General features: G+C 68.4%; 10 protein-coding genes. 9 read left to right on the top strand and 1 reads right to left on the bottom strand.

The genetic code is table 11. The features are described 5' to 3' along the window. Nucleotides 1–8: 8 nt before the first annotated feature. A complete protein-coding gene (lptG, locus tag VFX14_16385) occupies nt 9–2333 on the bottom strand; it encodes an LPS export ABC transporter permease LptG (GenBank protein ID HEU5191264.1) in 2325 nt (774 codons plus the stop codon). Nucleotides 2334–2360: 27 nt separating this feature from the next. On the opposite strand from lptG, the gene VFX14_16380 reads away from it, so the two are divergent. The 9 genes from VFX14_16380 (at nt 2361) to VFX14_16340 (ending at nt 17159) form a co-directional block, all read left to right on the top strand. Beyond that, on the top strand, nt 2361–3413 hold the full coding sequence (locus VFX14_16380) for a hypothetical protein (GenBank protein HEU5191263.1): 1053 nt from the start codon (nt 2361–2363) through the stop codon (nt 3411–3413). A 4-nt stretch (nt 3414–3417) separates the two neighbouring features. Then, nucleotides 3418–6051, top strand: a complete 2634-nt coding sequence (locus VFX14_16375; GenBank protein ID HEU5191262.1) for a valine--tRNA ligase — start codon at nt 3418–3420, stop codon at nt 6049–6051. Continuing rightward, entirely contained in the window at nt 6048–6812 is a 765-nt protein-coding gene (locus tag VFX14_16370) for a biotin--[acetyl-CoA-carboxylase] ligase (protein ID HEU5191261.1), read from the top strand. Before VFX14_16375 ends, VFX14_16370 begins: the two co-directional genes overlap by 4 nt. Beyond that, on the top strand, nt 6796–7566 hold the full coding sequence (locus tag VFX14_16365; protein HEU5191260.1) for a type III pantothenate kinase: 771 nt from the start codon (nt 6796–6798) through the stop codon (nt 7564–7566). The genes VFX14_16370 and VFX14_16365 overlap by 17 nt, the downstream gene beginning before the upstream one ends. A 130-nt stretch (nt 7567–7696) precedes the next feature. Further along, a complete protein-coding gene (locus VFX14_16360; protein ID HEU5191259.1) occupies nt 7697–8857 on the top strand; it encodes a GuaB3 family IMP dehydrogenase-related protein in 1161 nt (386 codons plus the stop codon). Between the two features lie 13 nt (nt 8858–8870). Then, on the top strand, nt 8871–10412 hold the full coding sequence (gene guaA, locus VFX14_16355) for a glutamine-hydrolyzing GMP synthase (GenBank protein HEU5191258.1): 1542 nt from the start codon (nt 8871–8873) through the stop codon (nt 10410–10412). 15 nt (nt 10413–10427) lie between these two features. After that, entirely contained in the window at nt 10428–11435 is a 1008-nt protein-coding gene (locus VFX14_16350; GenBank protein ID HEU5191257.1) for a restriction endonuclease, read from the top strand. Then, on the top strand, nt 11435–16222 hold the full coding sequence (dnaE, locus tag VFX14_16345; GenBank protein ID HEU5191256.1) for a DNA polymerase III subunit alpha: 4788 nt from the start codon (nt 11435–11437) through the stop codon (nt 16220–16222). Before VFX14_16350 ends, dnaE begins: the two co-directional genes overlap by 1 nt. Next, nucleotides 16206–17159 (top strand): acetyl-CoA carboxylase carboxyltransferase subunit alpha, encoded by a 954-nt coding sequence (locus tag VFX14_16340; GenBank protein ID HEU5191255.1) that lies wholly within the window; start codon nt 16206–16208, stop codon nt 17157–17159. Before dnaE ends, VFX14_16340 begins: the two co-directional genes overlap by 17 nt. The last annotated feature ends 14 nt before the right edge of the window (nt 17160–17173 follow it).

Raw genomic sequence — 17173 nt, 5'->3', positions numbered from 1 at the left:
GCCAACGCTCAGGTGCGGATCCGGAGGAAGAGCGCCGTGCCCAGCCCCGCGAAGACGACGTTGGCCGTCCACGCAGCGAGGAAGGGCGGCAAGAGATCGGCCTTGGCGAAGGCCACCGCCATGTAGTGCACGAGCCAGTACCCCACCGAGATCACAATCGCGATCGCGATGCCGAGAGCGCGGCCGCCGCTGCGCGGGGAGACCAGAGCGAAGGGGATCGCTACCAGCGCCATGATCAGGTGTATGAGGGGGAACGAGAGCTTGGAATAGAGCTCCACGATGTACTTGCCGGCCTGGTGACCCGTCTCCTGGAGCTTCTGCACGTAGGCGCGCAGCTCGAAGAAGCTCATGATCTCGGGCGGATTCTGCACGTTGGTGAAGTCCTGGATGTCCTCCGGCATCTTCAGCACCATGCGCTCGAAGGGCTTGGATTCCATCCGTGTGCCCTTGACGACAGGGCGCATGAAGCCCTGGCTCAGCTCCCAGCCCCCCGGCGTCCACTTCGCCTGCTTGGCGTCGAGACGGCTCATGAGCTGGAAGTTCTGGTCCACCTCGAGGAGCAGGAGCCCGTCGACCGAGCGTTCGACGGGATCGAGCAGCTCCATCCGCCAGAAGCGGGTGTCGGTGGACCGATACCAGAGCTGGTTGCGCTTCTGGAGATGGCGCGGCAGATTGCCGCGGATCTTCACGCGGTCGATCTCCTCCGCGCGCGCGTTGATCGCGGGCAGGGCGGTCTCCTGGAAGATGCCGGCGGCGATGCTCAGCGCGAGGGCGAGGAGGAGGATCGGCACGCTCACGCGGTAGAGGCTCATCCCCGCCGCCTTGAGCGCGTCGAGCTCGTGGGCGCGCGTCAGCGACAAGAACAGGAACAGCGTCGCGATCAGCACCATGATGGGCAGCCCGTCGTAGAGCGCGCCGGGGAGCCGGAAGATGAAGTGCTGGAGGATGTAGGTGAAGGGCGGCTTGATGCGCAGGAAGCGGTCGAGCGTCTGGAGGAGATCGACGACGAGGAACAGCACCGCCGCCACGCCGACGCAGACGCCGATGAACTTCACGTACTCGCGGAGCAGGTAGCGGTCGATGATGAACGTGGAGGCCCGCCGCCGGCTCCGCCCCGCCTCGGCCTCCTCGCTCCGTCGCCACGGAATACGCCATGCCGGAATGCGCGCCCGGAACACGTCGCGCAAGTGCCAAAGCCGGTGCACCCAGCCGGTGGGCATCCCCACGGTGGTGGCCGCGATCAGCAGGAGGCCGGCGACGAGGAAGATGGCGTCGGGGAGCCAGATGCCGAGCCAGGGCGGGACCCGGCCGCGGAGCGACATGCCCTCGAGGGTCGTGAACACCATGTAATAGGACACGACGATGCCGAGACTGACCGCGAGCGCGAGGCCACGCCCGCCGCCCCCGCGGGCCTGGCTGCGGATGCCGAGTGGGAAGCCCACGAGCACGAACACGATCGCCGCCACCGGCAGCGCGAAGCGCTTGTGGAACTCCACGTAGTAGGCGGTCACGGGCTGGCCCTGGGCGGCGAGCTCGCGTGCCTGCGGGCCCAGCTGGCTCAACGGCAGGTCACGCTCGGGCTTCTCCTTCTGCGACGAGGTGGCCAGCGGCGATTCCAGCGGCAGATTCATGTCGTAGAGGCTGAAGTCGGTGAAGCGCGCGCGCCGCCCGTCGGCCACGTCGGCCTCGCTGATCTGGCCGTCGATGAAGCGCAGAGTGATGCGCCCTTGCTCCTCGTCGGTGAGGAGGCGGCCCTCCTTCGCCACGATCACGCGGGAGAGCGCGGGATCCCGCTCATCGGAGACGAGGAGGCCCTTGAGGGCGACCTGGGAGGCGCTGATGTCCTGGACATAGATTGTGAACTGCCCGAACGAGGCGCTGAAGATGCGCTCCTTGAGCCCGGTGGCCGCGCGCGACTTGAGGATCTGGAAGAGCTGCTGCTGGAACAAGCGATTGCCCATGGGTGCGATCCAGATCGAGAGCATGCCCGAGATCAGCGCGACCACGATCCCCGCGGCCAGGAATGGCCGGAGCAGGCGCAGCGGACTCACCCCGGAAGCCTTGAAGGCCGTCACCTCCATGTCCCCTGCCAGCCGGCCACCGACGATGAGGACGGCGACGAGCAGTGCCATCGGCAGGGTGAGGGCGAGGAAGGCGGGCAGGGTGAAACCCAGCAAAGCCAGCACCAGGAAGAACGGGACACCCTTGGTGATGACCAGCTCGGTGAGGTGGTAGATCCGGTCGATGACGAGGAAGAAGGTGAAGACCCCGACACCCATGGAGAACGGGCTCAGGAGCTCCGACAGGATGTACCGGTCGATGATGCGACCCATCTCCCCTCATTGTACGATGAGGCGGTAATGGGGCCCGCACGCCTGCTTCCGCGGCTCTTGACCCTGGTCGCGTTGTGCGCGGCGCCCGCGCTGGCCGCCACCGACGGGCTCGAGGACTACCGCGACCAGGCCGCGCGGCTCGGGCCGGCGCCGAGCGAGGAGGCGGTGGGCGGCCTCTACCGCCTCGTCGACGACGAGATCGTGGAGAACCTGCGGGGCGGCGGGATCTTCGCCGGCCCCGACTTCATCCAGGAGCGCCTCGAGGGCTTCAACTCCGCATGGGGCGGCGCGCGCTTCCGCGTGCTCCGGCTCGGAGCGGAGGGGCCGCGCGCGCTCACCGTCGCCCTCTACGGGCTCAACGGTATCGACGGCCCGGGGTCGGTGCGCGTGTTCACCGGCACCGGGGCCGCCGCCGCCCTCACGCGCACCATCACGCACCCGGGGACACCGGAGGCCTATTCCTGGCCCTCCGCGCGCGACGGCTCGCCCCAGCTCGCGCTCACGTGGGTCGGCGCACCCGTGGCGGCGCGCCGCTATCCGTTGCGCGTGGACGTCTGGCGCGCCGAGCCGGCTGGCTTCAGCCGGACATGGAGCACCGAGTTGGCGTTCCCCGACGGCCTGCGCGCAGCGGACTGGCGGCTCAGCGTCGGCGAGATCGACGTGCGCTACGACCTGCGCTATCCCGGCTGGAAGCCGGGCTGCGATGGCCAGACCGAGCAGGAGGAAGTGTTCCGCCAGGGTGCGGAGGGTATCACGAGCGTCCGTCGGCAGACGATCAACGCATGGCACCGGGACCTTTCGCGCGAGGTCACGCGCTTCTTCGCGGCGGTGGAGAGCGGCGACCGGCGGGCCCTTGCCGAGCTGGTGCCCGACGCCTCGCTGCGCGCCCGGCTCCCCGGCGGTCTCGTGCCCGAGCCGGCGTGTGACGTGGCCAACGCGGAGACCCCGAGCAGCGTGATGGTGGCCGCGACCCAGGAGCGCCCGGACCACGGCGCGGCCAGCCGCAGCCCATGGTCGCTCGTCTGGAACCGGCAGCCGCGCGGGTGGCGGCTGGCCGGCGCGGCCCCCGTGCTACAATGACGCGATAATCATGACGGAAATCTCCGACCGCTACGATCCCACGCGCGTCGAGCCGCAGTGGTACGCCGAGTGGGAGCGGCGGGGATACTTCCGCGCGGACGCCAAGGCCGCCGGCAAGCCCTACTGCATCGTGTGTCCCCCGCCGAACGTGACGGGGTTCCTCCACATGGGGCACGCGTACAACTTCACCATCCAGGACGTGCTCATCCGCTACAAGCGGATGGACGGGTACAACACGCTCTGGCAATTCGGCACCGACCATGCCGGCATCGCCACCCAGTACGTGGTGGAGCGGCAGCTCGCCGACGAGGGCAAGACCAAGGACGACCTCGGCCGCGAGGCGTTCCTCCAGCGCGTCTGGAAGTGGAAGGAGGAGTCGGGGGGCACCATCGTCAAGCAGCTCAAGCGTCTGGGCGCCTCCTGCGACTGGGAGCGCGAGCGCTTCACGATGGACGCGGGGCTCTCCGCGGCGGTGCGCGAAGTCTTCGTGCGCCTGTGGGAAGACAAGCTCATCTACCGCGGCGACTACATCGTCAACTGGTGCCCGCGTTGCCAGACGGTGCTCTCCGAGCTCGAGGTGGAGCGCGAGGAGCGTGACGGCGAGTTCGTGTACATCAAGTACGGCCCGCTCACCCTCGGCACCGTGCGGCCTGAGACCAAGCTCGGTGACACGGCCCTCGCCGTGCATCCCAAGGACCGGCGCTACCGGAAGTATGTGGGGAAGATGCTCGAGATCCCGTCAGTGGAGGGGACCATCACCATCCAGGTGGTGGCGGACGCGGCGGTGGATCCCAAGTTCGGCACCGGCGTGATCAAGGTGACGCCCGGACACGACCCGACCGACTTCGAGATCGGCAAGCGCCACAACTTGCCGATCCGCACCGTGATCGGCTTTGACGGCAAGATGACGGCGGCGGCGGGGAAGTACGCGGGCATGGACCGCTTCGAGTGCCGCAAGCGCATCGTTGAGGACATGCAGGCGCTCGGGCTCATCGACCACATCGAGCCCTATCGTCACGCGGTGGGCGTCTGCTATCGCTGCAAGACGGTGGTGGAGCCACTCGTCTCCAAGCAGTGGTACGTGCGCATCAAGCCCCTCGCCGAACCCGCCGTCAAGGCGGTGCGCTCGGGCAAGATCAAGATCATCCCGCGGGGTTGGACCAAGACCTATTACGCCTGGATGGAGCAATACCGGGACTGGACCATCTCACGCCAGCTCTGGTGGGGGCATCGCATTCCCGCCTGGCACTGCGACAAGGACGGCGAGGTCATCGTTTCGCGCACGGACCCCACCGCCTGTCCCAAGTGCGGCGGCGCGCTCCGGCAGGACCCGGACGTGCTCGACACCTGGTTCTCGTCCGGCCTCTGGCCGTTCTCCACCCTGGGCTGGCCGGACTCCACGCCGGAGCTCAAGACCTTCTACCCGACGTCCTGCCTCGTCACCGGCTTCGACATCATCTTCTTCTGGGTGGCGCGCATGGTGATGTTCGGGCTCAAGGTCATGGGCGAGCCGCCCTTCCACGACGTCTACATGCACGCCCTCGTCCGCGATGCGGAAGGGCGGAAGATGTCGAAGTCCAAGGGCAACGTGGTGGATCCGCTCCAGGTCATGGACCAGTACGGGACCGATGCCTTCCGATTCACCCTCGCGGCGATGGCCGCCCAGGGACGGGACGTGCGCCTCTCCGAGGAGCGCATCGAGGGCAACCGGAACTTCGCCAACAAGCTCTGGAACGCCTCGCGGCTCGTCCTCTCGAATCTCGACGGCTATGACCCGAAGCTCGCGCGCAAGGGCACGCCGACGGTCGCCGACCGATGGATTCGTAGCCGCGCCGCCGCGGCGACGCGCGAGGTGCGGCGCGCGCTCGACACCTATCGGCTCAACGACGCCGCGTCCGCGGTGTACCAGTTCCTGTGGCACGAGCTCTGCGACTGGTATCTCGAGATCGCCAAGCGCTCGCTCTATCAGAAGGAAGATCCCCTTGCTCGCGCGGTGACGCAGCACACCCTGGTCGAGACGCTCGACACCACCCTGCGGCTGCTGCATCCCCTGATGCCCTTCATCTCGGAGGACATCTGGCAGCGGCTGCCTCGACCGGCGGGCGGTCCCGACTCGATCATGATCGCCGCGTTCCCCAAGGCCTCGCGGAAGGGCCACGACACGGAGGCCGAGACCTGGATGAGCGGTGTGATCGCGATCGTGAGCGCCATCCGCACCATCCGCAGCGAGAGCCGCATTCCGCCCGCCGTCGAGCTGGCGGCGATCGTGCGCCCGGGGCCGGGCCTCGACGCGGCCGCGCTCCGCGAGGCGGCCCCCCTGATGGGCACGCTCGCCCGGGCCAGCATCACCGTGGATCCCGCCGCGGTGCGACCGCCCCAGTCCGCGCTTGCGGTGGCCCAGGGGGCCGAGGTGTACGTGCGGCTCGAGGGTGTGGTGGATCTGGCTGCCGAGCGGCAGCGCCTTGCCAAGGAGATCGACAAGGCGGCGAAGGAGATCGCGTTCATCGAGGGCAAGCTCGCGCGCCCCGACTTCGTGGAGCGGGCGCCCGCGGAGATCGTGGCCCGCGAGCGCGAGCGCCTCGGCGAGCAGCAGGCCGTCCGCGAGAAGCTCACCGCCAGCCTCGCCGCGCTCACGTGAGCGGGGTGGCGCGCGGGGGTGCCCGCCTCATCGGCCGGGTCATCCACGCGCTCGACGAGGTGGGCTCCACCCAGGCCGAGGTCGCGCGGCTCGCCGCCGAGGGCGCCCCGGACGGCGTGGTGGTGACCGCCCGACACCAGCGCGCCGGCCGCGGGCGGCTCGGGCGAGGCTGGTGGGACCAGCCAGGGCAGAGTCTGCTCCTGTCAGTGCTGCTGCGGCCTCCCGTGGCCTCCATACGCATGCCCCAGCTCAGTCTGGTCGGTGGCCTCGCCGTGATCGACGCGGTGGCGGCGGCAACCGGCCTGACGCCCGGCATGCGCTGGCCCAATGACGTGATGGTGGGGGAGCGGAAGGTCTGCGGCGTGCTCGCCGAAGCGGCCACTCGAGCCGACGGCGGCGTCGATCGGGTGATCCTCGGCATCGGCCTCAACGTGAACCAGGAGTCGTTCCCGCCCGACGTGGCGGGACGCGCCTCGTCGCTACGCCTGCTCACCGGACGCGTCCACGACCGGGAGCGTCTGCTCGAGACGCTGCTCGAGACCCTCGACGCGCGCTATCGCGAGTTCCTTGCCGGGAGCGAGGATCTGCGCGCGGCTTGGCGGCGCCACAGCGTGACCCTGGGCGCGCGCGTCCGCGCCGCCGACGGGCGCGAGGGCGTGGCCGTGGACCTCGACGAGACCGGAGCGTTGCTCGTGCGTGCGGAGGACGGCGCGCTGCTGCGCGTGGTCTCGGGGGAGATCGCCGGTGCTCCTGCTGCTTGAGGTCGGCAACACCAATACCAGCGTGGGCGTGCACGACGGCGCCAAGCTGATCGCCTCGTGGCGCCTGACGAGCCGACGCGAGCAGACTTCCGACGAGTACGGGCTCTTCATCCACACCCTCCTCCGCTCGCGGGGCATCGAGCCCGGACAGATCACGGACGTGGCCATCTCTAACGTGGTGCCGCCGGTGCAGCGCACGCTCGAGCGAATGATCGAGGCGTACTTCGGCGTGACGCCGTTCAGCGTGCAATCCGGCGTCAACGTGCCCATCACGCTCGCGGTGGACAATCCCCCCGAGGTCGGCGCGGATCGCGTCTGCAACGCGGTGGCCGCGAAGACGATCTACGGGCCGCCCTGCATCGTGGTGGATTTCGGCACCGCCACGAACTTCGATTGCGTGAACGCGCGGGGCGAGTTCATCGGCGGCGCCATCGCGCCCGGCATCGCCACCGCCGCCGAGGCGCTGATCGCCCGGGCCGCGCGCCTCTATCGAGTCGAGCTGGTCGCGCCGGCCACCGCAGTGGGCCGCAACACCGCCACCAACATCCAGTCCGGCGCGGTGCTGGGCTACGCCGGGCTCGTCGACGGCCTCATCGAGCGCATGCGGCGCGAGATCGAGGGCGACGTGAAGGTGATCGGCACCGGCGGGCTCGCCCCGCAGATGCGTGAGGTCGCGCGCAGCATCCAGATCGTCAACCCCGACCTGCGCCTCGAGGGGCTGCGGCTCATCTGGAAGCACGGCCGCGCGGGATAACCGATTGACAGGGTCGGGAGCCCCCCTTATACTCAGTCCCTACTAAATACGGTATGGGTTCGGCGGGAGCTCTCTAAATATCGGGTCTGGGGCGGCCGCCCCGTGCGGCGGTCGGGGGGAGGACGACGGCATGGGGATGTGGGTCGGACGGGGGCGGAAGGCGCGGGCCGCGTACGGGTTCGATGACATCGCGCTGGTCCCCGGATCGGTCACCATCAATCCCAGCGAGGTCGACATCTCCTGGGACCTTTGCGGCCATCGCTTCCAGATCCCCATCATCGCCGCCGCCATGGACGGCGTGGTCAGCCCGCGCCTCGCCATCGAGATGGGCAAGCACGGCGGGCTCGCCGTTCTCAATCTCGAAGGCATCTTCTCCCGCTACGAGAATCCCGACGAGGTGCTCGACCGCATTACCTCGGCCAGCCTCGAAGAAGCCACCAAGATCATCCAGGGCATCTACAGCGAGCCGATCAAGGAAGAGTTGATCCACAAGCGGATCTCCGAGATCAAGAAGGGCGGCGGACCCGTGGTGGTCTCGTCGATCCCCCAGCGGGCCGAGCGCTTCGCCAAGATCGCCGAGGAGGCGGGGGCGGACTTCTTCGTGGTGCAGTCCACCGTCACCACCGCGCGCCACATCGCCACCGAATACACGCCGGTGGATCTCAAGCGCCTCAAGAAAAACCTCGCCATTCCCCTCATCATCGGCAACGTCGTGACGTACGAGGCGTGCCTCGAGCTCATGGAGTGCGGCGCCGACGCGCTCCTGATCGGCGTGGGGCCCGGCGCGGCGTGCACCAGCCGCGAGGTGCTGGGCCTGGGCGTGCCGCAAGTCACCGCCACCGCGGACTCGGCGGCGGCGCGCGACTTCTACTACAAGCGCACCGGCCGGTACGTGCCCATCATCACCGACGGCGGCATGACCACGGGGGGTGACATCTGCAAGGCGCTCGCCTCGGGCGCCGACGCCGTGATGATCGGCTCGGCCTTCGCGCGCGCCACCGAGGCGCCCGGCCGCGGCTATCACTGGGGCATGGCGACGCCGCACTCGAACCTGCCGCGCGGCACGCGGATTCGCGTAGGCGTGGCGGGCCCTCTCGAGCAGATTCTCTTCGGCCCGGCCTTCACCGAGGACGGCACGCTCAACCTTGTCGGCGCGATTCGCACGTGCATGGGCTCGGTGGGCGCCATGAACATCCGCGAGCTGCAGCAGACGGAGCTGATCATCGCCCCGTCCATCAAGACGGAAGGGAAGGTCTTCCAGCGAGCCCAGAAGCTGGGGACGCCGCGCTAGCAGGAGGTTGGGCCTGGACAAGATCGCGATCCTCGATTTCGGGGCGCAGTACACCCAGCTGATCGCGCGCCGGATCCGGGAGATGTCGGTCTACTCCGAGATTCTCCCGTGCACGCAGCCCGCGGCGGAGGTGCTCGCCGGGGGGTATCAGGGCATCGTCCTCTCCGGCGGGCCGTCCAGTGTCTACGATGACGGCGCGCCGCTGCCCGACAAGGCCATCCTCGAATCGGGCATCCCCATCCTCGGCATCTGCTACGGCATGCAGGCGATGGGCTATCTGCTCGGCGGGCAGGTGGTGCCGGCAGAGCGCCGCGAGTACGGCCCGGCCGACTTGCGTCTGGAGGGCACGGGCGGGCTCCTGGACGGCATCACGCCGGAGCGCGGTAACCAGATCACGGTGTGGATGAGCCATGGAGACACCGTGCTGCAGCCGCCGTCCGGCTTCGTGAGCCTGGCCTCCACGGCCAACTGTCCAGTGGCGGCCATGGCCGATGCCGAGCGGCGTCTCTACGCAGTGCAGTTCCACCCGGAGGTGGCGCACACCCCGCAGGGCAAGACCGTGCTCGCCAACTTCCTCCGCGCATGCGGGGTAAAGCGCGATTGGTCCATGACCTCGTTCGTGGACTTGGCCGTCGCGAAGATCCGTGAAACGGTCGGCGGCGATCGCGTGCTCTGCGCGCTCTCCGGCGGCGTGGACTCGTCCGTGGTGGCGGCTCTGGTCCACAAGGCCATCGGCGATCAGCTCACGTGTCTCTTCGTGGACAACGGCCTGCTCCGTGCCGGCGAGGCCGAATACGTCGTGAAGACGTTCCGCGACACATTCAAGATCAATCTGATCCATATCGATGCAAGTAAGCGATTTATGGACCGCCTCAAGGGTGTCGACGATCCCGAGGTCAAGCGCAAGGCCATCGGCAACGAGTTCATCGCGGTCTTCGAGGAAGAGGCGCGCCGGCTTGGCCGCATCCCCTGGCTGGCCCAGGGCACGGTGTATCCGGACGTGATCGAGTCCGTCTCGTTCAAGGGCCCGTCGGCCACGATCAAGACGCATCACAACGTGGGCGGCCTACCCGAGCAAATGGACTTCAAGCTGGTGGAGCCCCTCCGCGAGCTCTTCAAGGACGAGGTGCGGGAGGTGGGGACGCTGCTGGGTCTCCCGGCGCAGATCGTCTGGCGCCAGCCCTTCCCGGGGCCCGGCCTCGCCATCCGCGTGCTCGGCGAGGTGACGGAGGATCGGCTCGCCATCCTCCGGGGCGCCGACCTGATCGTGCAGGAGGAGATCCGTGAGGCCGATCTCGAGCGCGCGCTCTGGCAGGCCTTCGCCGTGCTGCTCCCGGTCCGCACCGTGGGCGTCATGGGGGACTTCCGCACCTATGCCCAGGTGATCGCGCTCCGCGCCGTCACCAGCCAGGACGCGATGACAGCGGACTGGGCCCGCCTGCCGTACGACTTGCTGGCGCGGATCTCGAGCCGCATCATCAACGAGGTGAAGGGCGTCAATCGGGTCGTGCTGGACATCTCCTCCAAGCCGCCGAGCACGATCGAGTGGGAGTAGTCCTTCTCTAGCTTTATGGCTCTCTCGCTGCGCGAGTCGAAGGCAATTGCAGGCATCGCCGACGTCTCTTACGACTTCCTGCCTTGGTCAGGTCATGCCGACTGGAAGGGTCACATCTCCTTCAGGTCCATCTCAGAGAAGGTCGGGGTGGGTAACCTTTGGCAGCCGGGCAGTAAGCACCCGATGACCGTAGCGTTGCTGGAGACCACTCTAGAAAAGCGGCGAGACTGCTTTCAGCGATTGATCTTGGAAGTCGTTCGGGCCGCGATCCCATACCGACAGAAGAACGGGAAGCCGATCGGGCCCGAGGATATCACCAAGCTCAACGGACTGATTCTCGACTTGGGCTTCAAGATTCCCGATCTCTGGGACCCCAACTTCCTTGCCTCTCTGCGGCTTGAGACCACGGATTGGGCCAAGAGCCGCGTTGAGCAAGCCCTTGCGGAGGAACAGGTTCGCGCGTCCAAGCAGAGCAAGCGGTCCTCTGACTTGGCCAATCTGCGTACGCGATTTTTCGGACTTCCGGCCATGCCGTCGCCTCAGGCTGCGGGACTCGAGTTCGAGCGCATTCTGAACGGGCTCTTCTCTCTCCATGGTCTCGATCCGAGAGATCCATTCCGCGTCATCGGCGAACAGATCGATGGATCATTCGATCTCGATCATGAGACGTACCTGCTTGAGGCGAAATGGGAGAAGGAACCACTTTCCGAAGCGGCCCTGCTGACCTTCAGAGGGAAGATTGAAGGCAAGTCCGCTTACACGCGGGGAGTATTCATTAGTCTCAATGGCGTTACCGCCGAGGCGGCTCTGTCAATCACATATGGAAAGCGCCCGACGTTCTTCGTCGTCAACGGGCACGATCTGTCAATGGTCCTAGGCGACGAGGTTGGCCTGGCGGAGTATCTCCGGCAACGCCAACGGGTGCTCGCGGAAGAGGGCAGGGTAGTCCTGCCTTATGGCGAATTGTGGACAGGGTCTCGTAGTAGGGATGCCGTGCCACTCGGACTTAGCACGCGTCCATAATGGGGAAGGACCCGCGCGGAGATTTCGTCCACCTCCACGTCCACTCGGAGTATAGCCTCCTCGACGGCGCCGCCCAGCTCGACAAGCTGGTGGAGGCGGCCAAGGGGCTCGGCTTCCCCGCCATCGCGCTGACCGATCACGGGAACCTCTTCGGCGCCATCGATTTCTACACCGCGGCGAAGAAGGCGGGCATCAAGCCCATCGTGGGCTGCGAGCTCTACGTGGCGCCGGGGAGCCGCTTCGAGCGCTCCAGCCAGGACGGCGGCTACGAGGGCGCTAGCCACTGCACGGTGCTCGTGCGCAACGAGACGGGCTACCGGAACCTCGTCAAGCTGGTCTCCAAGGCCTATCTCGAGGGCTTCTACTACAAGCCGCGGGTCGACCGCGAGCTGCTGGCGCAGCATGCCGACGGGTTGCTCGTCCTCTCGGGGTGCCTCAACTCCGAGGTGAGCAAGCTCCTCTCGGCGGGCGAGGACGCCAAGGCCAAGCAGGTGGCGGGCTGGTACCAGGACGTGTTCGGCCGCGACCACTACTTCATGGAGATCCAGTCCCACGGGATCGACGACCAGGCCAAGGTGACAGCGGGCACGCTCAGGATCGCCGAGGCGCTCGGCGCCCCGATCTGCGGCACCAACGACTCCCACTACCTCGAGGCCTCGCACGCCAAGGCCCACGAGGCGCTCCTCTGCATCCAGACCGGCACCACCATGTCGGACCCGAACCGGTGGCGGTTCTCCACCGAGGAGTTCTACCTCAAGTCCGCCGACCAGATGCGCGAGGTGTTCCGGGAGCTGCCGGAAGCGCACCGCAACACGCTGGCGGTGGCCGAGCGCTGCGATCTCCAGCTCGCGTTCGGGAAATTCCATCTCCCGAACTATCAGCTGCCGGTGGGCTTCGAGACGCTCGACGGCTATCTCGAGCACCTGGCCGTCGAGGGCCTCCGGGCCCGCTACGGCGCCTCGCCCGCCGACCCCGTGGTCGAGCGCCTCCGCTACGAGCTCGGCGTGATCTCGAAGATGGGCTTCTCCGGCTACTTCCTGGTCGTCTGGGACTTCATCGCCTACGCCCGCCGGCAGGGGATCGCGGTGGGCCCGGGGCGCGGGTCCTCGGCCGGCTCCCTGGTCGCCTATTGCCTCAGCATCACCAACGTGGATCCCATCCGTTACGGGCTCCTCTTCGAGCGATTCCTGAACCCCGAGCGGATTTCGATGCCCGACATGGACATCGACTTCGCCGACGACCGGCGCGACGAGGTCATCCGCTACGTGGTCGACCGCTACGGCGAGGACCGGGTGGCCCACATCATCACCTTCGGCACCATGGGCGCCAAGGCGGTGATCCGCGACGTGGGCCGCGTGCTCGGCTTCTCCTACGGCGAGGCCGACCGCATCGCCAAGCTCGTGCCGAGCTTCCCGCTGAACATCAGCCTCGACGAGTCGCTGGAGAAGTCGCCCGAGCTCGCCCAGAACGTGAAGCGCGATCCGCGGGTGGGGGAGCTCTGGAGCGTGGCGAAGGCTCTCGAGGGCGGCACCCGGCACGCCTCGGTGCACGCTTCCGCGGTGGTCATTTCGGACGAGCCCCTGATGGACCGGGTGCCGCTCTACAAGGATCCCAAGCGCCCCGAGCTCATCACCGGCTTCGCGATGGGCCCCATCGAGAAGCTCGGCTTGCTCAAGATGGACTTCCTCGGGCTCAAGACGCTCACCGTCATCACGGACGCGGTCAACCTGGTGAAGGCCTCGCGCGGGATCGAGCTCGACGCCGACCGCCTGCCCCTCGACGATCCGCGCACGTATCAGCTCCTGAGCGAGGCGCGCACCCTCGGCGTGTTCCAGCTGGAATCCCAGGGGATGCGGGATGCCCTCCAGCGGCTGCGTCCGGAACGCATCGAGGACATCATCGCCATGGTGGCGCTCTACCGCCCCGGGCCGATGGACCTGATTCCCGACTTCGTCAACCGCAAGCACGGGCGCGCCGAGATCACGTACGAGCATCCGGCCATGGAGAAGCACCTCCAGGAGACCTACGGGATCATGGTCTACCAGGAGCAGGTCATGCGCCTGGCCGCCGACCTCGCCGGCTTCTCCCTCGCTCAGGCCGACATCCTCCGCAAGGCGATGGGCAAGAAGGATCGCGAGCTCATGGCCCAGCAGCGCGAGGAGTTCATCAAGGGCTGCAAGGCCCACAAGGTCGACGGGCGCAAGGCCGAGCGCATCTGGGACCTCATCGAGAAGTTCGCGGGCTACGGCTTCAACAAATGCCTGACCGCGGATACCGAGATCGAGATGGCCGACGGTACGCGCCGCCCCATCACCGCGATTCGTCCCGGCGATCGCGTGCTGACCAAGGACGGCGCCTACCGCGCCCTCGGCGCGCGGCCCAGCGGAACACGCACGGTGGGGGAGCTTCGCCTCGCCAATGGGATGACGGTCCGCTGCACCCCCGACCATCCGATCTTCACGCAGCGCGGCTGGGTGAACGCGGAGGAGGTGGCCGCCGACGACTTCGTCGCGGTCGCGCGCGAGCTGCCGGCGGGAGCCGAATCTGTTCCCGCGCATCACGCCGCGCTCCTTGGCTATGCCCTGTCCGAGGGTAGCCTCGGGTACGAGGGACATTTCTACCTCTATTCGAGCAGCCAGAACGAGCGGGCTGACATGGCCGCGGTCATGGAGCGGTTCCCGAACACGATGGCGAGGATCGAGCAGGGGCGTGATGGCCGCGCCGGCTGCGTGCGCCCGGCACGGCGCGACCGGACGCAGCCCAGCGGGGCCGTCGCCTACCTCTTCGGGACCTGCGGGCTCAGAGGTCAGCGCGCCATCGCCAAGCGCCTACCGGCATTGACGGATCGCTGGGACCGGGCTGCGATCGCGGTCCTGGTCGCGAAGCTGTTCCAGGGCGATGGCTGCATCCATGCCCCCTCGCGCTCGATCTTCTACGCCACCTCGTCAGAGGGGCTGGCGCTGGATGTCCGGCGGCTCCTCCTCAAGCTGGGCCTCTCCTCGACCATTCACCGCAAGTCCTTCGCCTATCGGGGCGGCCGGCGTCCAGGGTTCACGGTCAATCTCTTGGGCGGTCGTGACGCCTTCTCACGCTTCGCGACCGAGGTGGGGCCGCATCTCCTCGAGGGGAAGCGGCGGGCGCTCACCGCGCTCCTCCAGGCCTCGGCGGACACGCCGCGACTGCTCGCGCGCGGCACCGTGGACGTCATCCCGCGCGCCCTGTGCCTCATGCCGGTACGGGAGGCGATCGCGAAGGCCTTCCCGAGCCTCCAGGCCGGCTGCCGCGCCCTGGGTGTGTCCTACCGGCTGATGTTCTCCGACGGGGCGAAAGGCGGGCTCCGTCGCGACACGCTCCGGTATCTCGCCGAGGAGCTCGACTCGCCAGCGCTCCACGCGCTCGCGGATGCGCCCACCGGCTGGTCCCGGCCGCGCGGCTACGTCGTGACCGGCGAGGAGCCGACGTACGACTTCGAGGTCCCGGTGGCGCGAAGCTTCATCGCCAACGGCATCGCCGTCCACAACTCGCACGCAGCCTGCTACGGCCTAGTCGCCTACCAGACCGCGTACCTCAAGGCGAACTACCCCGTCGAGTTCATGGCCGCGCTGCTCACGTCGGAAATGGAGCGCACGGACAAGATCGTCCAGTACATCGAGGAGTGCCGCGCCATGGGCCTGCGCGTGGCGCCGCCCGACGTCAACCGCTCCGGCGCGCGCTTCACCGTGGACGGCGACACCATCCGCTTCGGCCTCGCCGCGATCAAGAACGTGGGCGAGACCGCCATCGAATCCATCGTGCAGGTGCGGCAGGAGAGCGGCGGGGCCTTCGGCTCGCTCACCGACTTCTGCGCGCGGGTCGATCTCCGCCTGCTCAACCGCCGGGTGCTGGAGAGCCTGATCAAGGCGGGCGCGTTCGACGGCGGCGGGGCCACGCGGGCCGCGCTCCTCGCCGGGCTCGATCAAGCCATGGAGGCGGGGCAGCGGCGCCAGCGCGATCGCGAGGAGGGACAGGCCTCGCTCTTCGACGCGCCCGGCGCGGCGCCTGCGGCCGTCAAGGCGGAGAGCCCGCTGGCGAGCGTCCCCGAGTGGCCCACCGAGCAGCTCCTGGGCTACGAGAAGGAGGTGCTCGGCTTCTATCTCTCCGGTCACCCGCTCGAGCGTTACAAGGACCACGCCCGTCAGCTGGGCACGGCGTCTGCCGCCGATGTGGCCGCGCGCCCGGTGGGCGCGCGCGTGGCGCTGCTGGGGCAGGTGAGCCAGCTTCGCGAGCGCGCCACCAAGAGCGGCAATCGCATGGCCTTCGCCTCGCTGGACGCGGTGGACGGCGCGGTGGCTCTCACCATCTTCCCCGAGGCGCTCAAGACCTGCGGCGCCGCGCTCCACGCGCCGGGACCTGTGCTCGTGAAGGGCCGCATCGACGAGACGGACAAGGGTCGGGTGGTGCTCGTCGAGGACGTCAAACCTCTGGAGGAATCGCTCCTGGCCAACGGCGGGTATCGGACCAATGGACGCAGTGAGGAGGGGAACGGCCGGCACGCGCACGCCTGCCGCATCCGGATGCGGGCGGGGAACGGCGGCGCCGTCGAGCCCGCCACGCTGACCGCGGTGCGCGCGGCCTGCGACGAGCACCGCGGCGCCACGCCGCTGTTCGTGCACGTGCTGCTGGCCGAGCAGGAGGTGGTCTTGAAGGCATCGCCAGTCGCGGTGGAGCCGGGGCCGGAGCTCGTGGCGAAAGTGGAGCGCCTGCTGGGGCCGGGCAGTATCATCGTGGAGTATGCCGGACGAGCTTGAGTTCGAGAAACCCATACTCGAGCTGGAGAACCGGATCGCCACGCTGCGCGCGGCCGAGGACGGGACCGCCGCGCGCGAGGAGATCGCCAAGCTCGAGGAGCGCCTTCGCCGCACCCAGCACCGCGTCTACGGCAGCCTGACCGCCTGGCAGCGGGCCCAGATCGCCCGGCATCCCAAGCGTCCTCACGCCCTCGATTTCTTCCGCTTGCTCCTCGACGACTTCCTGGAGCTGCACGGCGACCGCGTGTATGGCGACGACATGGCCATCGTGGGCGGCCTCGCCGTGTTCGAGGGCGTGCCGGTGGTGGTGCTCGGCCATCAGAAGGGCCGCGACACGCGCGAGAACATCGCGCGGAATTTCGGCATGCCGCACCCGGAAGGCTATCGCAAGGCCCTGCGTTTGATGCAGCTCGCCGCCAAGTTCGCCAAGCCCATCGTCACCTTCATCGACACCCCGGGCGCCTTCCCGGGCCTCGGCGCCGAGGAGCGCGGCCAGGCCGAGGCCATCGCGCGCAACTTGCGCGAGATGGCCGGGCTCCGCACGCCGGTGATCGCGGTGGTGACCGGCGAGGGCGGCAGTGGCGGCGCGCTCGCCATTGGCGTGGCCAACCGCGTGCTCATGCTCGAGCACGCGATCTACTCGGTGATCTCGCCCGAGGGTTGCGCCGCGATCCTCTGGGGCGACGCCGCGAAGGCGCCCGAGGCCGCATCGCTGATGCGCGTCACCGCCCCCGACCTCGCCAAGCTCGGCGTCATCGACGCGGTGGTGCCGGAGCCGGTGGGCGGGGCCCATCGCAACTGGGAGGAGTGCGCGGCCAACCTGCGGACCGCGTTGCGCCAGCACCTGGCCGATCTCCGCCCCCGCTCCGGGGACGCGCTCGTGCAGGATCGCTTCGACAAGTTCCGCCGCATCGGCGTGTTCGAGGAGGCGGTCTAGCGGCGGTTCGGCTC

The organism is Candidatus Methylomirabilota bacterium, assembly GCA_035764725.1.
Lineage (GTDB): Bacteria > Methylomirabilota > Methylomirabilia > Rokubacteriales > CSP1-6 > DASRWT01.
This window is presented reverse-complemented; position numbering and strand designations above follow the sequence as displayed.

What these genes read in the sequence shown, in the direction of transcription:
- lptG (HEU5191264.1), bottom strand. Translation starts at nt 2,333, where the DNA reads ATGGGTCGCATCATCGACCGGTACATCCTGTCGGAGCTCCTGAGCCCG.
- VFX14_16380 (HEU5191263.1), top strand. Translation starts at nt 2,361, where the DNA reads ATGGGGCCCGCACGCCTGCTTCCGCGGCTCTTGACCCTGGTCGCGTTG.
- VFX14_16360 (HEU5191259.1), top strand. Translation starts at nt 7,697, where the DNA reads ATGGGGATGTGGGTCGGACGGGGGCGGAAGGCGCGGGCCGCGTACGGG.
- VFX14_16350 (HEU5191257.1), top strand. Translation starts at nt 10,428, where the DNA reads ATGGCTCTCTCGCTGCGCGAGTCGAAGGCAATTGCAGGCATCGCCGAC.
- dnaE (HEU5191256.1), top strand. Translation starts at nt 11,435, where the DNA reads ATGGGGAAGGACCCGCGCGGAGATTTCGTCCACCTCCACGTCCACTCG.
- VFX14_16340 (HEU5191255.1), top strand. Translation starts at nt 16,206, where the DNA reads ATGCCGGACGAGCTTGAGTTCGAGAAACCCATACTCGAGCTGGAGAAC.